The organism is Marinomonas sp. BSi20584 (genome assembly GCF_002792415.1).
Taxonomy (GTDB): Bacteria; Pseudomonadota; Gammaproteobacteria; order Pseudomonadales; family Marinomonadaceae; genus Marinomonas; species Marinomonas polaris.
The window spans coordinates 22,132-41,661 of the sequence record NZ_KZ454879.1 but is presented as its reverse complement, the minus strand read 5'-3'; the positions used below and the strand labels follow the sequence as shown (position 1 = coordinate 41,661).

Below are 19,530 nucleotides of genomic sequence, written 5' to 3'. Positions count from 1 at the left end.
CTTTCTATTTTTGCCAGAACATTGGCGTGAACAACACCAATAAAGTAAATACTTCCAAACGACCCAACAACATAGAAAAACACAGCATCCATTTTGCAGGGTCGCTGACGCTGGTAAAACTGGAAGCTACGTCGCCCAAACCTGGCCCCAAGTTATTTAATGTCGCAGCAACGGCAGACCAAGCTGTTACCTGATCTAATCCTGTTGCCATTAGGCCAATCATTAGCACCACGTAAACTAATAAGTAGGCTGAGAAGAATCCCCATACCGCAGACACAACTCGTTCATTGATGGCTTTGCCGCCCACCTTAACCGGAATAACAGCGTTTGGGTGAATCAAGCGTTTGATCTCTCGCATACCTTGCTTGAGGATCAGAAGTATACGAATAACCTTCATACCACCACCGGTCGAACTGGCACAGCCACCGACAAACGAGGTGACGATCAATAAGAAGGGTAAAAAATGCGGCCAACTAGCAAAGTCGGATGTACTGAAACCGGACGTTGTCGCAATAGATACACTCTCGAATACAGCATAGCGTATTGAGGTACTCCAATCGTAAGTCGACGTCATAGCAAGTACGAGAATTGCCAAAATAACTGTGCTGGAAAGTATCAATAAAAAGAAACGTGCTTCCGGATCTTTAAAATAATGCCACACGCTTTTGTGACGCCAAGCGTAGAAATGTAGTGCGAAGTTGAACGCCGATACAATCATAAAGAAGGTACAAATCATCTCAATAGCGACACTATTGAAATAACCAATACTCTCATCATGAGTCGAGAAACCACCAATAGCCACCGTTGAGAAACTATGACAAATCGCATCAAATAAACTCATTCCGGCGATCCAATAACCCAAGGCACAAACGCTGGTTAAGGTCGCATAAATGTACCAAAGTGCTTTCGCAGTTTCGGCAATTCGTGGTGTGAGTTTAGTGTCTTTTACGGGCCCCGGTGTTTCAGCGCGATACAGCTGCATACCACCGATGCCCAACATCGGCATGATGGCAACGGCCAATACGATGATACCCATGCCACCTAACCAAGTAAGTAACTGGCGATAAAACAGAATTGATTGAGGTAAAGCATCAATGCCAGTGAGTATGGTTGCCCCTGTTGTAGTGAGTCCTGAGATAGATTCGAACAAGGCATCTGTGAAAGTTAAGTCTGGTGTTTCGGCTAAGAAGAAAGGCACCGAACCGAACAAGCCTAGTACTGTCCAGAACAACACAGTGACTAAGAAACCATCACGAATTTTTAACTCCCCACGTTCATTCCGAACTGGGAACCATAGAAGAAAGCCGCCTAATAAATTCACGCCCAATGCATAAAGAAACGCATTGAGTGCGCCATCAGAATAAATCAAAGAAACCATAATGGGTGGAATCAGCGACACACTGAACACCATTACCAATAATCCGATGACACGTAAAATAACACTAAAATGCATACTTGCTTCCTAGACCCCGACGTCACATTCTTGTGCCGGGTCAATGTTAAAAATCAGGTGAAGCGAATTGAGTCAGGCTTCTATTTTTTGCTAAAAAGCATTCAAATTAAAAGAAGCTTAAACCCACTTGGAATAGCTGTTCTACCGCTGGAATTTGTTTTTTGTTGGTCACGAAAATGATGACGTGATCTTCTGCTTGGATCACCAATTCGCTGGTGGCAACAATCAAATCGTCTTCACGAACGATGGCGCCAATGGTTGCGCCTTCAGGCAAATTCAAATTGGCAATACTGCGGCCAACCACTTTTGAAGAACGATAATCACCGTGTGCGACCGCTTCTAATGCTTCCGCAGCACCTTTGCGCATCGAGTGAACGTTCACCACGTCACCGCGTCGAATATAACTTAGTAGCGAACTGATGGTAGTTTGTTGCGGCGAAATCGCAATGTCGATCATGCCTTCTTGAACGATATCGACGTACGCAGGGTTATTGATGATGGTCATAACTGTGCGAACGCCGAGTACTTTTGCCAGCATGGAAGACATGATATTGGCTTCATCGTTATTGGTTAATGCACAGAATACGTCAGTGGATTCTATATTTTCTTCAAGCAGTAATTCCTGCTTAGACGCATCGCCGTTTAGTACTATGGTGTTGTCCAAAGTTTCAGACAAATAACGACAGCGCTCAGGATCACGTTCGATGATTTTAACGCGGTATTCTTTTTCTAAACTCTGTGCCAAACGCTCACCAATGTTACCGCCGCCAGCGATGATAATGCGTCGATAAGGAACATCCAAAGGACGCAGTTCACTCATTACATCTAATACGTCACGTTGAGCGGTTAGAAAGAAGACTTCGTCGTTGGCGCGAATGTGTGTGTTGCCGTCAGGAGAAATAGATTTGCCGTCACGATAAATTGCTGCGATACGAGTTTGGATTGACGGCATGTGTTCTTTCAAAAAGCTGATTGGTTGATCGATCAGTGGACCACCCTTTTCCGCTTTGACTACAACTAACTGTACTTTGCCTTCCGCAAATTCCATAACCTGCAACGCGCCTGGATAACGAATCAAGCGGCTTAAATGTTTAGTCACTTCTTTTTCTGGGCTGATACGAACATCCATTGGAATGGCTGAATCAACAAAGAGTTCTGGATAATTTGCATAAGCGCTAGAACGGACACGACCGATTTTAGTCGGTGTTTTAAATAAGGTGTGAGCAATCTGACAGGCGATCATATTGGTTTCGTCTTGGTTGCTCACCGCAATGAGCATGTCAGCATCGTTGCAACCGGCTTGATCTAATACAGCTGGGTGTGAGCCACTGCCCTCAACTGTTTGAATGTCGAGACGATCTTGCAGTTCTCTAAGGCGGGTTAAATCTGTATCAATGACGGTAATATCGTTATCTTCACTTGCCAAGTTTTCCGCAAGCGTGGCGCCAACCTGCCCCGCGCCTATAATGATGATTTTCATAGTCTGCCTTAGAGCGTGATTTTTTTCGGCTCTTTGTTTAGTGTATTAATTCAAATGTCAAAATTGAGTCGTTTGGGTTGATCGAGCGTGCATAATTTTTGCTCGAATCAAGTAGAGCAAGTTTACCCACATAAGGACAATTATTTAACTTGAACTTGATAAATACTCGTAATTATTTTGGATGATCATGTAATGAGATTTCTTTTGTTACTTATCCAGTGTTGAAACTGAGAGGCAAGTTCGCTATCAGCATGGACTAATATTAATTGAATTCAAAAAAATGCCCAACAAACTGTGTTTCATGTGAAACAATTTGTCGGGCCTTTTTATAAAACGACCTATTTTTCAGTCGTTTGCTTGAGATGATCTGTGCCTGTTTTTTTATTTCTACTTACTAGACGGCTTAAGCTTTTTGAAGAAGGCAGTAGTAGAAACCATCGTGACCATCTGCATGCGGAAATAGTTGTCTACCATGACTAGCAGGAATCCCCCACTCCATCGCAAAGTCAGGCGCTAAAGAATTGATCGCGACTTCTTTCGCGTCTTCTTGGTTTGCTAAGAAGTGTTGGATTTGTTGTTCGTTTTCTTCTGGCATCAAGGAACAAGTTGCGTACAACATGAAGCCACCAGATTTTAACGTTGTCCAAACCTTGTTAAGAATCTCTCGCTGGATGATAACGAGATCATCAATGTCAGCTGGTTTTCGATTGATCTTAATGTCTGGGTTACGACGAATAACACCTGTTGCCGTACAAGGAACGTCGAGTAGGATTTTATCGAAATGCTCGCCATCCCACCATGCATCAAGATCACTCGCATCTGCACAGATCAACTGCGCCGAATAGCCAAGGCGTGCCAAATTGGATTCGATTTTTTCCATGCGCCAAGGCTCTAGTTCAACCGCAGTGAGTTCCATTGAACTTAGTCCAGCAGAGTTGGCTTTCTCTAATAAGTGCCCTGTTTTTCCACCAGGTGCTGCACAGGCATCCAATACTTTTTCGCCGTTTTTGGGCGATAAAATATGAGCTGAAAGCTGAGCGGCTTCATCTTGAACGCTGACAAAACCTGCATCAAAACCTGGTAACTCTCCAACACGAACAGCATTTCTTAGGTACAAAGCTGAATCTGAAAATTCGCCATCTTCAGAGTCTATACCCAGATCAGCAAGTTGCTCCTTGTATGTTTCACGTGAAACCAGACTGTCATTTACGCGAATGCACATTGGCGGATGCGTGTTACTTGCTTCGATAATGTCTTCAAGATACTCTGGCCAATGCTTATTAAAACGCTTCACCAGCCATTTCGGCATGTTGAATTCTACGGAAGGTTGAGCTTCTAGAATCTCAACTATTTCGTCGGCTTCTCTTTGGTAACGACGTAGCACTGCATTCATTAACTTGGTTGCCCAGTCTTTTTTCAAGATCCGGCACGCTTCTACTGTTTCATTTACTGCCGCATGATCTGGGGTGTTCATGTAGGTTAATTGATACAAACCTAAAAGTAAGACAGCGTATAAATCTGTGTCCTTTTCTTCAAAAGGATGCGCCAATAAATGTAAGGCAATGCTGTTTAGTCTTGGGTACTGACGACATACACCAAAGCATAATTCTTTAAGCATTGGTGCATGTTCGCTTGCAACATCTATTTGATGGCGAGCAAGTTGCGTACTAAGTGAACCCTGTTGAAGCAGGATATTAGTGATGACTGTAACCGCCACTTGGCGAGCACTTTGCTGGCTAGTTTTAGATGGGAAGCTTTCGTCGTATTGGTTCATGCTGTTTGCCCACTCTTGTTTTCACTTTCATTAACGCCAAGACGCTGACCAATTTCTAGGGCGGCTTTGTTTTTACCATTTAAGGCGTCTTGCACTTTCATGCGCTTGCCGCCCGCAAATTGGATCTCAGTAATAAGGATAGAACCTTGCCCAGTGGCAACGATAATACCCTCTTTGCTAACCACCAAAATATCGCCTGGTGTGGAAGCTTCATCGCTTACGCTGGCAATGTGTGCCGCATGGATTTTCATTACACCAGCAAGGCTGTTGGTGTAAGCAACAGGCCAAGGAGATAAACCGCGAATTTGACGCTCGATCAATTCTGCCGAAGATGACCAGTTCACATCGCCCTCTTGCTTGGTTAGTTTGGCTGCGTAGCAAGTGAGGCTTTCATCTTGTTGCTCAGGAACCAATGTGCCGGCTTTGAATTTTTCTAGAGCTTCAATTAGTGCACTTCCGCCAAGAACCGCCAAGCGATCGTGCAACGTTTCTGAGGTGTCTGTTGGTTTGATATCACAGTATGCTTTTAACAACATGTCGCCAGTATCCAAGCCAACATCCATTTGCATTATGGTGATGCCGGTTTCGCCATCGCCAGCAATCAGCGAACGATGGATAGGAGCAGCACCGCGCCAGCGAGGAAGTAAAGAAGCGTGGACGTTGATGCAACCAAACTTAGGCGTATCCAATACCACTTTTGGCAGGATAATTCCGTACGCGGCGACAATCATAAGATCAGCTTCTAACGCTGCGAGTTGTGCCTTGTCTTCATCCTGTTTGAAATTCAATGGCTGATAAACTGGAATGTCGTTGGCGATAGCAAGTTGCTTAACAGGGCTCTGAACTAGCTTTTGACCACGGCCTGCTGGACGATCTGGCTGAGTATAAACGCCGACGATCTGATACTGGTTTTCAGCATTTGAATCTTTTGTGTTTGTTAAGAGTGCTTGCAGGCTGGCAGCTGCGAATTCAGGTGTGCCAGCAAAAACAATACGAAGTGGTGAGGTTGGCATAAAGGTTCCTTAACAAAAAATCAGGCCAAAGCCTGATTTTATAATACGAGTATCAATGATCTATTGGCTAAAAAGAGTCGTCTTCTTAACCTTGTTTTTGAGCTAGCTTATGGGCTTTTTCTAGTTTGCTCTTAATACGATTACGCTTTAGAGGCGTCAAATAATCGACCATAAGTTTGCCGTCTAGGTGATCAACTTCATGTTGAACACAAACCGCCATTAGCTCATCGACTTCCAAAGTGAATGGTTTGCCGTTGCGGTCTAATGCTTTGACTCTTACTTTCGCAGCACGATAAATGTGCTCGTAAAAACCAGGAACAGACAAACAGCCTTCTTGGAATTCATTTGGCTCGTCATCTAAAATTTCGAATTCTGGATTAATAAAAACGATAGGCTCGTTACGTTCTTCTGAAAAATCCATCACCACAAGACGGTGGTGATAATCCACTTGTGTCGCCGCCAAGCCCAAACCGTTCTCGTCATACATGGTATCAAGCATGTCGTCGATTTTGGTTTGCAGCTCATCAGTGAACTTGGTAATTGGCTTAGCAATTTTGCGTAAGCGTTTGTCTGGGTATTCAAGTACAGTTAAAACAGCCATGATCTTTTCCAACGATGTGTCTTTGTTCGTGAGCGGAGACGTTCTCTCCTACTCTTTTCATTGCGTCTATTGTAACGCAAGTCTGGCCGTTGAGCAGTCTTCTCATGGCGGTTTTTTGGCCAATATGATTGAATAGCCTACATAGCCAATGACTATTCGCTCTTGGTTTTGTATTTTAAGTACTCTTATTTTGTTTTTTAAGTAAACGTACGGGCAAGGAATGCCCATGTTCAACTCACAAGGAAGCTGCTTATCATGTCTACCTCTAATGCCTCTGGTTTGTCGAAAACAGATTGGTTATGCTTAAGTTTCTTATCGGGCATTGGCCCATCTCGACTCTCGCGTCTTTATACTTATCTCAGTCAACTTGATTATCATGCATCAATGGATAATGCTGAAAACTTACCCTTATTTAGTAAAGAAGAACTAAACGACGCGAGTTCCTCAGAGAAGATAACTTATGATTTGTTGATCGCGTTAAAGTGGCCAGAGATTACAGCGCGTCAGGCCATGGATTATTTTTCCAATGGCATACTCACTAAAGAACAAGAAGCCAAACGTGATGAATCATTAGCTTGGTTGGAAGAAGCCGATCACCACTTAGTACTGCAAGAAGACGAACACTATCCCGCGGCGTTAAAAGAGATCTCCGTCGCGCCGGCGTTTCTTTATGTAGAAGGTAACCGAGATGCCTTGTCATTGCCGAAAATCGGCATTGTGGGAGCGCGCAAATGTACGCGTTATGGAAGAGATGCCACCTTTCAATTTGCCGAGCAACTATCGGCTCGAGGCATTTGTGTGGTGAGTGGCGGCGCTATGGGTGTCGATACTGCGGCTCATCAAGGCGCTTTATATAACAAGACAACACCAACTATTGCGGTAATGGGAACTGGCTTGTTTCACCGCTACCCACACCATAATCGCCAGATGTTTAAAGAAATCCTAGAAAAAGGCGGCGCATTAATAAGTGAATACCCACTATCAACCAGTCCGCGACCTCACCTGTTTCCGCCGCGGAATCGAATTATCAGTGGTTTAAGTATGGGCGTGCTGGTATCAGAGGCTTCTATCAAAAGTGGTTCATTGATCAGTGCGAGTTATGCCATCCAACAGAACCGAGAAGTGTTCGCCTTGCCCGGTCGTTTGATTGACCCACAATCAGAAGGTTGTCATCAGTTACTTCGACAAGGTGCCACCTTGGTTCGTCATGTAGATGATATTTTAGCCGAGTGCTCAGAACTGTCCTGTGCTTCTATAACTAAAATAATTAAGACAGCTAAAAGCTCGACCGCTAACAAGAATAGTAAAAAACAATCATCTGAAAATAGAAATCAAACTGCTGGAAGCACACCTATTTTAGTGTCGAATCAGGTGCATGCTTTGCCGGAATCTACGTCCGATAGCGCAAAGGCAGTTATTGTCATTATGGAACAAGAAGCACAGCCTATGGATTTTGATGCCTTGATTCGCCAAAGCAAAATGGACGCAGGATTGATGATGCAGGTGTTAATGGAATTGGAATTGTATGGCTGTGTGGAGAATCGAGAAGGCCTTTATTGTCGTTGTTAAGTAGACGGCGCTGACCTTCTCTCTCTTTACTTATTATCTTGAGATATGTAATGCGTGATATTAGATCTAGATTACATGTCGCTAAAAATATCTTTCTTCAGCTGCTTAATATCACGACGCTCTTTTTTATTCGGCTTATGGTCAGACATAATTCGGCCACCAAAAGACTTGTTTTCGAGAGCGCGTTTTTCACGTTTTTCTATCGACTGTGGCGTTTCCTCATAAAGCAATTGTGCTTCAGGTGCGCCACGACGTTGGCCGCTGATGTCTTTGATTTCGACGACCTTTTCATCCCAACCAACTCGTATGCCAATTAAGGCACCAATTTCCACATTACGGCTGGCTTTGCCTTTACTTCCGTTGTAAGACACCTTGCCGCCATCGATGGCGTCTTTACAAAGTGAACGAGTTTTAAAAAAACGTGCGGCCCAAAGCCACTTATCTAAACGAACGGCTTGTGGTGCCGACTGCTTTTCTGGTTTACTCATAAAGAATGCGTTGACCCTATTCTGTTGTCATATTTGAGGCTGTTATGCAGGACATTAGTAAACACCCAATTTTTCAAGCTCTTCAAAAAATAATACACGATGCCGCCGATGTGATCATGGATATTTATCAACGTGCAGATTTAGGCATTGAACAAAAACAGGATGATAGTCCTGTGACCGCTGCTGATCTCGCTGCGCACAAAGTGATTCTAGCAGGTTTGCAAGCACTTACACCCAATATTCCTGTTCTTTCAGAAGAGAGCTCTGAAGAAGGTCAGGTGACGTTTGAAGAGCGTTCTAAATGGCCTATGTTGTGGATCGTTGATCCGCTCGACGGTACAAAAGAATTCATTAAGCGTAATGGCGAATTCAGTATTAATATCGCCTTGGTTGAAAACGGTGCACCCATTCTAGGTGTGGTGTATTTACCGACCACAACCGAAGGCTATTTTGGTGTAACCAAAGCGTGGCAAGATTTGCCAGTAGGCGCGTTTAAATGGCAAGGTGATGAATACGAAAGCATCAACGTACGTGAACCTCGCGAACCTATTATTGCTATGACAAGTCGTAGCCATGGTCCTGCTCTTCCAGCTTCGCTAAAAAACAAATTAAAGCAAAGTTACGAGCAAGTGCGAGAGTTGCCAAAAGGCAGCTCAATTAAAGGCTGTCGAATTGCCGAAGGGATTGCGGATTTGCATTTGCGTCGTGGCCCAACAAGTGAATGGGACACCGCCGCTCAGCAAGCCATCATTGAAGCCGCTGGTGGAATGCTAGTCACACCGGATGGAAAGCCATTTCGTTACAACCAAAGAGAAACCCTACTCAATGGTCACTTCTTTGTATCGGGTGCTGAACTCGCCCCGTATGTGATGAACTGGTATTTAGAAAACGAGGAAGAAGAGTAAGCGTTACTCTTCTTGTTCTTCCCTTCCTTTACCTTATCTGATTGTTTCACGTGAAATATTTTAAGTAGCAACAAGCCCTAAGGTAAAACGTTGAGCTTGTTGCCTAATAAAATTTGTTACTTCGTTAAAAAAGCAAAACCATTTGCCCCCAATACTAGCTCTTTACCTTCAACCTTAGTGTTACCAACTTTAATACATTGATTAAACTCAGTTGTATTTTGATAAGTAATCGACTGATTGCCTAAGTTAAAGATACATAGCATTGTGTCACCTCGAACGAATGCTAAAAGTGAATTATCATCGTTGATGAAGAGAGTGTTACCATTTCGTAGGACGGAATTTTGTTTGCGAAACGCAAGCATCTCTCGATAAAAATTGAGTACAGACGATTGCTTATTCTGCTGGTCAGCAACATTTAATTGGCGTTGAGTTTCTTTAACTGGAAGCCATGGAGTTGAAGATGAAAAACCGGAAAACTTTGAGTTATCCCAGCTCATTGGAGTTCGGCAACCATCCCTTCCTTTGTCTTCAGGCCAAAACTCAATTCCTTGCGGGTCAACAAGTTCGTCATAGCTTAGATCTGTTTCTTGTTGGCCCAGTTCTTCACCTTGATACAAGCAAACAGAGCCTTCTAAACTTAGTAATAAAGCACAAGCCTGTTTAGCTAAAGCGGTTGGATCTTCAGCGTGTTTTTTCCAGCGGCTAACATGTCGAACAACATCATGATTGGAAAAGGCCCAGCAAGGCCATCCTTCTGGTGCTAGTCGGAAAAATTCGGTTATTTGTTTGGAAAAATGTTTGGGTGAAAACGAATGACCTAACATTTCAAATGAGTATGCCATATGCAATCGTTTATCTGTCGTATACTCCCCCATCATTTCTATTGGATGGTGGCTCTCACCTACTTCTCCAACTGATGTCGTGGCTCCATATTCATCTAGTAAAGCTCTAAACTTTTTAAGGAATACCAAATTCTCTGGTTGGTTTTTTGAAAATAAATGATATTGCATGTGGTAAGGATTCCAATCCGCTACAGATTTTTGACGAAAATCAGCGGCATCATCCCGTAGCAATTTATCATGAAAATAGTAGTTCACAGTATCTAGACGAAAACCATCCACTCCACGTTCTAGCCAAAATCGTACAGTACTGAGAATCCATTCTTGAACATTTGGATTATGGAAATTTAAATCAGGCTGTTGGCGTAAAAAATTATGCATATAATACTGTTTACGACGAGAATCCCACTGCCAGCCAGTCCCTCCAAAAATCGATAGCCAATTGTTTGGTGGTGAACCGTCAGGTTTTGCATCTGCCCATATGTACCAGTCGGCCTTATCATTGGTTTGATTTTGTCGGCTTTCTAAGAAATATGGGTGTTGATCACTGGTGTGTGAGAGCACTTGATCAATGATGACTTTAAGACCCAAACTATGAGCCTTGGCTATCATTTCATCAAAATCTGATAGTGTTCCGAAAGACGGATCTATATCTATATAATTTGAAACATCATAACCCATATCTTTCATTGGTGATGTGAAGATGGGAGACAGCCAAATAGCGTCAACACCCAAATCAGCCAAATAATCTAAACGGCTCGTGATGCCAGGAATATCCCCTATACCGTCACCGTTACTATCTAGGAAAGATCGTGGATAAATCTGATAGGTAACGCTACCACGCCACCATTCTTGTTCAATAGTATCCATCTTAAATTTTCTCTCTGTTAGACGTTAAAGTGATAGGTAAACCATTGTTGTCAAATCGATGGAGGTGCTCTTCTAATGGACGTACATTAACTTGAGTACCTAAAGGAATCCGCTGCTGTCCATCCAAACGTACGACTAGAGGTTCTTTTATGCCCAAATCTAAGAATACAAAGAAATCTGCACCTAAGTTTTCTGTGTGTACCACTTCTCCACTCCATATACCGTCGAGATAATCGATAACAAGATGTTCAGGACGAATACCCAGAGTATGACAATGGTGTTTTTCGGCTATATCACCAGTGAGAAAGTTCATTTTTGGTGACCCAATAAAGCCGGCAACAAAAAGAGATTTCGGATGACTGTAGAGCTCTTCTGGTGTGCCAACCTGTTCGATATTACCGTCTCTTAGGACGCAAATTCGATCTGCTAATGTCATTGCTTCCACTTGATCATGGGTAACGTAAACCATGGTTGTGTCTTTCATTTTGTGATGTAACTTAGCTATTTCTAGTCGCGTATCCACGCGCAATGATGCATCTAGGTTAGATAAAGGTTCATCGAAGAGAAAAACCCTTGGGTCGCGGACAATGGCACGTCCAATCGCGACGCGTTGACGTTGTCCTCCAGATAGCTGTTTTGGCAGACGTTCTAGTAAGTGGTCGATTTGCAACATCTTGGCCGCTTCAAGTACTCTATTTTTCATTTCTTGTGGTGAGACGTTAGCTAGCTTTAGGCCAAAGGCCATATTTTTATATACAGACATGTGTGGATATAGGGCATAGGATTGGAAAACCATGGCGATACCACGTTCAGATGGCACCTTGTCATTCATGGATACGCCATCAAATAGTAGCTCTCCAGATGTAATGTCTTCTAATCCACAAATAAGACGTAATAAAGTTGATTTGCCGCAACCGGAAGGGCCGACAAACACCATAAGTTCACCAGCATTAATGGTGAGATCGACGCCTCGAATAACATCTGTGCTACCAAAGGTTTTGATCAGATTTTTAAGTTCAATTTTAGCCATAATGAATACTCCTTAGCCTTTCACGCCACCAGCGGTTAGGCCGGATACAATTTTTCGCTGGAAAATAAGCACCAAGATCACCAACGGGATGGTGACCAAAACAGAGGCCGCCATAATGAGCCCCCAAGGTGTTTCGTATTGAGATGAGCCTGACAACATGGCAATGGCGACAGGCACAGTACGCATGGTCTCTGATGCAGTGAAAGTCAACGCGAATAAAAACTCGTTCCAAGCACCAATAAAAGCGAGCAATCCTGTGGTGACCAAGGCTGGCCAAAGTAAGGGCATAAAAATTTGTGTGATAATGACCCAAGGAGTGGCTCCATCCACTATGGCCGCCTCTTCTATTTCTACGGGTAAATCTCGCATAAAGGTGGTTAGCACCCAAACGGTAAATGGCAGCGTAAAAATGGTGTAGGACATAATCATGGCCCAAGGTGTGTTGTAAATTCCAATAAAGCGAATTAGCTCAAATAAACCTGCTAAAACAGCAATCTGTGGAAACATCGAGATGGCTAAGATTGCCATAAGCAATAATCCTCGTCCTTTAAAACGTACACGAGCTAATGCGTATGACGCTGTAACAGCAAGAAACAAAGCGAATATAACCGTGGTGCTCGCAATGAAGACAGAGTTCAGCGTATTCCTAATAAACTGGCCATTATTCAATACATCTATGTAGTTGCTGAAATTAAACGAGGAAGGAAAATAGTTCACTTTGAATAAATCAGAACCTGTTTTAAGGCTTGTTAAAATCGCGTAATAAAACGGAAAAACCGAGATAAGTACGATGATAACTACGACAGAGTAAAAAGCGGCCTTTTTGAATAGTGCCTTGTTAGTCATGATTTTTCTCCACTAAGGTCAAGCTTACCAAGCCAAATATAGAGCGCTACAAACAGGGCAATAATGGCGAACAGTAAGGTGGATTGGGCTGAACCATAGGCAAACTTATCAAACTCAATTAGGTTCTCTCGGGAGATGATTGACATGGTTTTTGTGGCTTTTGAGTTAGGAGTAAGTACATACACCAAGTCAAACATCCGCAAAGCATCCAACGTACGAAAGATAACAGCGACCATGAGTGCGGGTTTTACCAAGGGGAGCGTCACTTGAAAGAACACTTTTATAGGGTGTACGCCGTCAATCTTGGCTGACTCATACATATCTCTTGGGATCATTTGTAAGCCTGCTAGGCAAAGCAGAGCCATGAATGGTGTTGTCTTCCAAATATCGACGATTAATACCGATAACATTGCGGTATCAATATTGGCGGTCCAAGCTATTTTGTGGTCAATTAACCCAACGCTTAATAGCATGTCATTGATGATGCCGAATTGATCGTTGAACATCCATGCCCACATTTTTGCTGACACAATTGTTGGAATAGCCCATGGTATTAAGATGGCAGCTCGTACCAAACCTCGGCCTTTAAATTCCGCATTCAATACTAAGGCCACCATTAAACCTATAATGGTTTCTAAAGAAACTGAGACCACTGCAAACCTTACGGTATTCCAGACTGCATTCCACCATGCAGGGTCGGCCAAAGTTCCCGAATAAATCGTGCGTCCTGATGAGAGGGTTTTCCACGTCAAATAGTTTTTAAAGCCAACCCATTCACCACCGTAAAGGTTGGTTAATGAAGTATTGGTAAATGAAAAGTAAATAGAACGAAGTAACGGCCAAGCTGCAACGCAAAACAACACCAGCAGCATGGGTGCGAGAAACCAGAATGCTGCGCGCAATTTTTGGCGCTGTAAGCTGGATACCTCAGGTGTTGTTAGGATGTGTTTTTTAAACATACAAGAGCTTCCTATATCTAAAGGAAGGACTCAAAAAAATGATATTGCTTTGAGTCCAGTCAATAGTCCGAATTACCAGTTATTTCCTTTTAACGTTTCAAGTTCGTATTCGAGTAATTCGAGGTTTTCTTCCGCTGAGCCACTGCCAGCAAGCGTGCTATGAACTGCGGAGAAAAATTTAGAAGACACTTCGTTGTATTTGATTTTTGTGGGTGCGGAAGGACGAGGAACAGCATGTAAAAACACATCTTTCCATTGCGCAATTATTGGCTGTTGTTCCTTTATATCTTTATCGTCATAGAGGGAAATAATGGTTGGTAAATTCGATGAATGGAGCGCCCGATACTTTTGTACTTCTTCAGATGCAAGGAATTTCACCAATGAAATAGACGCTTCTTTATGCTTAGAGTATTTAGAAACTGCTACATTCCATCCGCCCAGTGTTGCTGCTGATTTATTTGGACTTGCGCCACTTGGCAAAGGAGCGGCTCCAAATTTATCTTTTATAGCACTTTCTTCGGAGTTGCCCAGAGCATAGGCATAAGGCCAGTTACGCATAAAAACGGCATTACCTGTCTGCCAAACGCCTCGGGCATCCTCTTCCTGATAAGCTAGAACACCTGCTGGAGAAATATCACCTATCCATGATTTTGCCATTTTAAGAGCTTCAACAGCTTTTGGATTATTTATTGAAATCGTACCATCAGCTTCAACTATTTGACCTCCACCAAAGGATTTCACCCATTCTAATGCATCACAAGTTAAGCCTTCATAAGCGTTACCTTGCCAAACGAACCCCCACATATCCGGGTTACCTGCTTCACGTTCTTTTGTTTGGATGTATTTGGCTGTCTCAGTTAGTTCTTCCCAAGTATTTGGCACCGTTTTATTATATTTTTTGAGTAGATCTTTACGGTAAAAAAGGGCTGGAGCGTCGGTGAAGATAGGTAGAGCAATTAGTTTTCCGTTGGTTGTTTGCGATTCAATAATGGAAGGGAAATGTTGGTCGACGATATCTTTAGTATAAGGAGTTAGATCAACAAAATTATTAGCGAGTTGAGGGGCCCAAATGACATCTGTTTGATACACATCGATATCAGCGTTCCCTGCTGCTAACCATAGACGATATTGGCCAAATTGGTCTGTGGTAGAAGCTGGCATAGGAAAGACAGTTAGTTTATTTCCAGTGCTTTTTTCCCAAGGTTTTACCACTTCCTTCAATACTTCAATATCTTTACCAACGGCTCCAGACACCAGCACTACTTCAGCTGCTTGTGCGAAATTGATTGCTGAGGCGACTATCGATATGGATAGCAAAGAAGGGTTTATAAATTTCCACGGATTTTTCATTGTAATCACTCCTATTTTTGTTTTTTTCGAGTTTTATATTAAAACAGAAACGTAAACGTTTACTCTTTGTTTTTAAGCTAAAGTAAACCTTTACTCTAGTCAACAGAATATCTGATTTTTTGATTTTTTTTAAAATCAGTGCGTTTGAAAGGAGAGTGTTTTGCTCTTAGTCGCTTGCAGGGTGAATTTGCGATATTCTTATCGATATTTTTAAAATCATTCAGAAGTGATCATATTCGCATGAGTAATAAGTCCGTTACGATTCATGAACTAGCCAGTTTAGCTGGTGTTTCTATAGCTTCGGTAAGTCGAGCATTAAATGGAAAACCTGGCATTAGTGAAGCGTTACGTGCGCGAATTATATCTTTGAGTGAAGAGATTAATTACAAACCGAATGTCATGGCTCGTCAGTTAATCTCTGGAAAAACCCCAGTTGTTGCACTATGTATGCCCCCTTCTCCTTATGAATTTTCTGATAGGCCTTACTTCGTTCATCTTTATCAAGCATTAACCTTATATTTACATCGAAAGGGTTTAGTGCCGGTTTTATTTGCTTACGAAAATATTGAGGAAGTGTTTTCACAGGCAAGCTCAGCGATTTTATTAGGCGCTACAGAAGATGATCGGCCTGAAATTTTTGATCGTCAAAAGTTCCCCTACGTTACTTTAGAAACAGGGGTGGGTGCTTCTGTTGTCATTGATGAGGCAAATGGCGTGTATAAACTTACACACTATTTGTTTAAAAAAGGTCGGAAAAATATGCTTTTTTTAGGGGAAAATATCGACATTTCAACAAGCCAAGGGCGATTACGTGGTTATCGAAAAGCGATTGGTGAACTAGGACTCCAAGAAAATTTTGATAATGTGCCTCGCCAAATTAGCTCTTCTCTAAGCGCTTATCGTCAGATGATGGAGCATTTTCAGTCATCTGAGCCTTTCCCTTACGACGCTGTGATTTGTGCAAATGATGAATTAGCGGTTGGTGTTATTCAAGCCGCAGAAGATGCTGGGTACAAAGTTCCTGAAGATATCTCTGTAACGGGCTTTGACGACCTTCCACGATTCTCTAATAAGATTACAACTATCCATCAAGATATTCCCAAGATTGCTGAGGCAGCTGTCAGTTTGCTGTCAGAGCAATTAGATGGGCTTCCTCCACGTGTTGTTGAAGTGATGACACGACTAGTTAGCCGAGAGAGCGCTTAACTCTTCTTTATCTAGCTATATCTTCCCTTATTCTTCGAAATTTTTTGTATTAAATTTTTCCAAAAAGGCTTTTATTTTTTTGAGTAAACGTTTAAGTTAATTACGTAAACGTTTACTTTGTTTTGTTTTCCATCATCAAAAAAATAATATCTAGGAGAAAAAAATGACAATAAAAGTGACTGTGTGGGGGGAAAATGTCCATGAAAAAACCAATAAAGTGGTCGCTCGCATTTATCCTGATGGTATGCATAACTGCATTGCTGCAGGCTTGAATGAAGATCAGGATATTGAAGCAACTAGTGTTACTTTGCAGGATAAAGAGCATGGTCTTACCGAAGAAAAACTAGAAAACACAGATGTTTTGATTTGGTGGGGGCATGCTGCTCATGGTGATGTTGCGGATGAAATTGTTGATCGGGTTCAGAAGCGTGTACTTGAGGGAATGGGGTTATTAGTCCTTCACTCCGGTCATTATGCCAAAATATTTAAACGTTTAATGGGAACTACCTGTTCTCTAAAATGGCGTGAGGCTGGTGAACGTGAACGACTCTGGGTGGTCAACCCTGGTCATCCTATTGTTCAAGGCGTGGGAGACTATATTGAGTTACCTCATACTGAAATGTATGGCGAACCGTTTGCCGTACCAAATCCAGATGAAGTAATTTTCATCAGTGCATTTGAGGGGGGGGAAGTATTCCGTTCAGGTCTTGTCTATCGTCGTGGTAATGGCAAAATATTCTATTTCCGTCCGGGCCATGAAACCTATCCAATTTACTATGATGACAAGGTGAAACGTGTTCTAAAAAATGCGGTGAAATGGTCTCAGCCTGAGGGTAGCCGCTGGATCGACTCATGTCCTTGTGTCCCTGCTGATCAAGCTCCAAACCCTATTGAAGTTAAAGGCGAAGGTTTGCATAAGCCTGGTGAAGAGGGCTTCAAATAATGATTCGTATCGGCATTATTGGGACTGGCGGTATGGCGCGAGTTCACGCAGAAGAGTTTTCAAAAATAGCCAATTGCGAAGTGGTCGCGGCATGCGATCTAAATGCTTCGCGCCTTGCAAGCTTTGTTGAGGCTCATAATATTCCTTATGCCTTTGGATCGGTAGAGGCTCTACTAAGCAGCGGTCAGGTGGACGCAGTCTCTATTGTGACACCGGATCCATTTCACAAAAATCTATCGATTCAAGCACTTGAAGCGGGAATGCATGTGTTATGTGAAAAACCATTAGCTCTCAATGCATCGGATGCCAAAGAAATGGCTGACGCTGCAAAAAAAGCTAAGTGCATAAATATGGTTAATTTAAGTTATCGAAATGCTCATTCATTACAAAAAGCACGGGAGCTTATTGCAATGGGACGTATCGGTAACATTCGTCATGTAGAAGCAAGTTATTTGCAGAGTTGGTTAGTATCTCCTAAATGGGGGGATTGGAAGACCGAAGATACTTGGTTGTGGCGGCTATCAAGTGCGCATGGCAGTAAAGGTGTACTGGGCGATGTAGGTGTTCACATACTCGACTTTGTTCGCTTTCCCGTTGGTGACTTTGCTAGTGTGAACTGTACTCTAACGACCTTCGACAAAGCTGAAAATAATCAGATAGGTGAATACCATCTCGATGCCAATGATAGCGCATTGATCACCGCTCGAATGCAAAATGGTTCCATGGCCTCTATTCATACTTCTCGTTGGGCAACAGGAAACCTCAATGACCTGCGGTTAGTTGTTCATGGTGACAAGGGGGCGGTGAAAGTCTCATTAAAGCTAGGCGAGGAATGGGATCGCTTAGAAGTATGTCTTGATGAGGATGTCATTGAGGGGATTTGGAAAGAAGTTAAATGCGAACAAACTCTCAATATATATCAGCGTTTTATTCAAAGTATTCTGTCTGGCGTACAGGACCAGCCTGACTTTGACGCTGGATTGCAGGTACAACGAGTGTTGGATGCCTGCGAACAATCCGATCAGTTGGGTCAGACAGTGCAACTTTAGGAGAGTATTGGATGGCTATATTGCATTGGGGAATGGTTGGTGGTGGAGATGGTGCGTTTATTGGCGATGTTCATCGCATGGCCGCTCGTCTGGATGGAGGCTACCAGCTTGTCGCTGGTTGCTTCTCTTCTAACTTTGAAAGAACAAAAGCATCCGCTAAATTACTAGGTGTGGAGACAGACCGCGCCTACTCTGACTTTAATGCCATGGCTGAGGTGGAAAGCCAACGAGAAGATGGCATTCAGGTGGTGAGTATTGTCACACCTAACTTTTTGCATTACGACAATGTTAAGGCTTTTTTAGATCGTGGGATTGCTGTTATTTGTGAAAAACCTCTCACTGTTTCATTGCTGCAAGCTCAAGAATTACAGGCTTTGGCAAAGGAGCGAAACACTTTTCTTGCTGTGACCTATAACTATGTTGAAAATCCTATGGTTAAAGTTGCACGAGAATTGGTCAAAAATGGAGAGTTAGGTGAGTTGTTAATGGTAGATGCCTATTATCTACAAGATTGGCTGGCCGCAGATATTGAAAATTCTGATCAAAAACAAGCCGCTTGGCGTACTGACCCTGCTAAGGCTGGACGTGCGGGATGTTTAGGTGACATAGCCATACATGCTTATAATTTGGTTAGTTATTTGATTGGTTATTCTGCATCGTCGGTAAATGCACGCTTGGCTACTTTTGTCGCAGGGAGAAGAGTTGATGACCATGCGGATATTCAATTAGGTTACAGTGACAATATACTGCAAGGTCGGATATTGGCTTCACAAGTAATGACGGGGCATGAAAATGATCTTGGTTTTCGTTTAACCGGTCGTGAAGCAACGATTGAGTGGCGCCAAGAGGATCCTAATGTGCTGTGGTTTAAGCCAATGGGAGCACCGGCTCAACGATTGACTAGAAATGGCGCGGGTTACCCTGAGCGTTTAAACGCTTTGTGTCGTATTCCAGCAGGCCATCCAGAAGGTTACTTAGAAGCTTTTGCAAATGTATATAAGCATATACGGTTAGCATTATCGGAAAAGGACTTTTTGTATTACCCAAATGTCGATCAGGCGGTTAAGGATATGGGTTTTGTTGAAGCGTGTTTACAGTCCCATGACCAAGGTAATTGGTGTGAAGTTGAGTGCATAATTCAGGAATAACTGCAAA

General features: G+C 42.8%; 17 protein-coding genes. 6 read left to right on the top strand and 11 right to left on the bottom strand.

Features of this window, described 5'->3' with window-relative positions; translation table 11 throughout:
* Positions 1-4: 4 nt before the first annotated feature.
* The 5 genes from TY87_RS11680 to def all read right to left on the bottom strand — a co-directional run bounded on the left by TY87_RS11680 (position 5) and on the right by def (position 6,321).
* Complete coding sequence (locus TY87_RS11680) at positions 5-1,453, bottom strand: TrkH family potassium uptake protein (RefSeq protein ID WP_100187210.1); 1,449 nt, start codon at positions 1,451-1,453, stop codon at positions 5-7.
* Positions 1,454-1,559: 106 nt separating this feature from the next.
* The gene (gene trkA / locus TY87_RS11675) at positions 1,560-2,933 is read right to left on the bottom strand and encodes a Trk system potassium transporter TrkA (RefSeq protein ID WP_072839303.1); all 1,374 of its coding nucleotides are present in this window, start codon (positions 2,931-2,933) and stop codon (positions 1,560-1,562) included.
* Positions 2,934-3,336: 403 nt separating this feature from the next.
* On the bottom strand, positions 3,337-4,707 hold the full coding sequence (rsmB, locus tag TY87_RS11670) for a 16S rRNA (cytosine(967)-C(5))-methyltransferase RsmB (RefSeq protein WP_100187209.1): 1,371 nt from the start codon (positions 4,705-4,707) through the stop codon (positions 3,337-3,339).
* On the bottom strand, positions 4,704-5,720 hold the full coding sequence (fmt, locus tag TY87_RS11665; RefSeq protein ID WP_100187208.1) for a methionyl-tRNA formyltransferase: 1,017 nt from the start codon (positions 5,718-5,720) through the stop codon (positions 4,704-4,706). The genes rsmB and fmt overlap by 4 nt, the downstream gene beginning before the upstream one ends.
* Positions 5,721-5,805: 85 nt before the next feature.
* On the bottom strand, positions 5,806-6,321 hold the full coding sequence (gene def, locus TY87_RS11660) for a peptide deformylase (RefSeq protein ID WP_072839300.1): 516 nt from the start codon (positions 6,319-6,321) through the stop codon (positions 5,806-5,808).
* Positions 6,322-6,576: 255 nt separating this feature from the next.
* Between def and dprA the strand changes: the two genes are divergently transcribed.
* Positions 6,577-7,890: a DNA-processing protein DprA gene (gene dprA / locus TY87_RS11655; protein ID WP_100187207.1), complete on the top strand. Its 1,314-nt coding sequence runs from the start codon at positions 6,577-6,579 to the stop codon at positions 7,888-7,890.
* Between the two features lie 71 nt (positions 7,891-7,961).
* On the opposite strand, the gene TY87_RS11650 is transcribed toward dprA, so the two are convergent.
* Positions 7,962-8,378, bottom strand: coding sequence for an RNA-binding S4 domain-containing protein (locus tag TY87_RS11650; protein ID WP_072839298.1), 417 nt, complete (start codon positions 8,376-8,378; stop codon positions 7,962-7,964).
* Between the two features lie 44 nt (positions 8,379-8,422).
* On the opposite strand from TY87_RS11650, the gene cysQ reads away from it, so the two are divergent.
* Positions 8,423-9,283 (top strand): 3'(2'),5'-bisphosphate nucleotidase CysQ, encoded by an 861-nt coding sequence (gene cysQ, locus TY87_RS11645; RefSeq protein ID WP_072839297.1) that lies wholly within the window; start codon positions 8,423-8,425, stop codon positions 9,281-9,283.
* Between the two features lie 116 nt (positions 9,284-9,399).
* On the opposite strand, the gene TY87_RS11640 is transcribed toward cysQ, so the two are convergent.
* From TY87_RS11640 to TY87_RS11620, 5 genes are all read right to left on the bottom strand, one after another.
* On the bottom strand, positions 9,400-10,992 hold the full coding sequence (locus tag TY87_RS11640; RefSeq protein ID WP_100187206.1) for an alpha-amylase family glycosyl hydrolase: 1,593 nt from the start codon (positions 10,990-10,992) through the stop codon (positions 9,400-9,402).
* 1 nt (position 10,993) lies between these two features.
* Positions 10,994-12,022, bottom strand: coding sequence for an ABC transporter ATP-binding protein (locus TY87_RS11635; protein ID WP_100187205.1), 1,029 nt, complete (start codon positions 12,020-12,022; stop codon positions 10,994-10,996).
* A gap of 12 nt (positions 12,023-12,034) precedes the next feature.
* A complete protein-coding gene (locus TY87_RS11630; protein WP_100187204.1) occupies positions 12,035-12,868 on the bottom strand; it encodes a carbohydrate ABC transporter permease in 834 nt (277 codons plus the stop codon).
* Complete coding sequence (locus tag TY87_RS11625) at positions 12,865-13,827, bottom strand: carbohydrate ABC transporter permease (protein ID WP_100187203.1); 963 nt, start codon at positions 13,825-13,827, stop codon at positions 12,865-12,867. Before TY87_RS11625 ends, TY87_RS11630 begins: the two co-directional genes overlap by 4 nt.
* A gap of 72 nt (positions 13,828-13,899) precedes the next feature.
* A complete protein-coding gene (locus TY87_RS11620; RefSeq protein ID WP_100187202.1) occupies positions 13,900-15,177 on the bottom strand; it encodes an ABC transporter substrate-binding protein in 1,278 nt (425 codons plus the stop codon).
* A 240-nt stretch (positions 15,178-15,417) separates the two neighbouring features.
* On the opposite strand from TY87_RS11620, the gene TY87_RS11615 reads away from it, so the two are divergent.
* The 4 genes from TY87_RS11615 to TY87_RS11600 all read left to right on the top strand — a co-directional run bounded on the left by TY87_RS11615 (position 15,418) and on the right by TY87_RS11600 (position 19,523).
* Positions 15,418-16,383 (top strand): LacI family DNA-binding transcriptional regulator, encoded by a 966-nt coding sequence (locus TY87_RS11615; RefSeq protein WP_072839477.1) that lies wholly within the window; start codon positions 15,418-15,420, stop codon positions 16,381-16,383.
* A gap of 163 nt (positions 16,384-16,546) precedes the next feature.
* Positions 16,547-17,326 (top strand): ThuA domain-containing protein, encoded by a 780-nt coding sequence (locus tag TY87_RS11610; protein WP_011977865.1) that lies wholly within the window; start codon positions 16,547-16,549, stop codon positions 17,324-17,326.
* On the top strand, positions 17,326-18,375 hold the full coding sequence (locus tag TY87_RS11605; protein WP_072839292.1) for a Gfo/Idh/MocA family protein: 1,050 nt from the start codon (positions 17,326-17,328) through the stop codon (positions 18,373-18,375). The genes TY87_RS11610 and TY87_RS11605 overlap by 1 nt, the downstream gene beginning before the upstream one ends.
* An 11-nt stretch (positions 18,376-18,386) precedes the next feature.
* The gene (locus tag TY87_RS11600) at positions 18,387-19,523 is read left to right on the top strand and encodes a Gfo/Idh/MocA family protein (RefSeq protein WP_072839291.1); all 1,137 of its coding nucleotides are present in this window, start codon (positions 18,387-18,389) and stop codon (positions 19,521-19,523) included.
* Positions 19,524-19,530 lie beyond the last annotated feature (7 nt).